1 protein-coding gene is annotated in these 324 nt (G+C 71.0%); it reads right to left on the bottom strand.

Going from position 1 to position 324, the window contains the following annotated elements:
* On the bottom strand, window positions 1–324 hold a 324-nt coding region (locus RB628_RS41765; protein WP_318325813.1), incomplete at both ends, for a DUF317 domain-containing protein.

The following is a 324-nucleotide window of genomic DNA, read 5'->3' as shown; positions in this document are numbered from 1 at the left end:
AACGCTGGTAGAGGTACATGGCGGTGTCGTCGGTCTGCCACCCGCGGTCGGCCAATGCCCCGGCGGGGCTGCTAGGCCGGTGGTGGGGGCCGGCGTGCAGGAAGTCGCGATGGTCGCTGGGCAGGCCCTCGGCGAGCGCGGCGGTGAAAGCAGAGGTGATCTCGGCCGGGGTGTTCCTGCTGAAGCTGGCCCACCAAAGAGGTGTGCCGAGCGGCTCGCGGCACTGGGTGGCCTTCCATCCGCCGTAGCAGCTCTCGGGCAGGTAGGCCACCTGCGCGTCCTGGCGCGGGCTGGTGAACATCAGGCCGGTGGCGGTGGTCGCCT

This window comes from Streptomyces sp. ADMS (genome assembly GCF_033441795.1).
GTDB lineage: Bacteria > Actinomycetota > Actinomycetes > Streptomycetales > Streptomycetaceae > Streptomyces.
The sequence above is the reverse complement of the archived record's forward strand: the minus strand, read 5'-3'. Positions and strand labels throughout refer to the sequence as shown.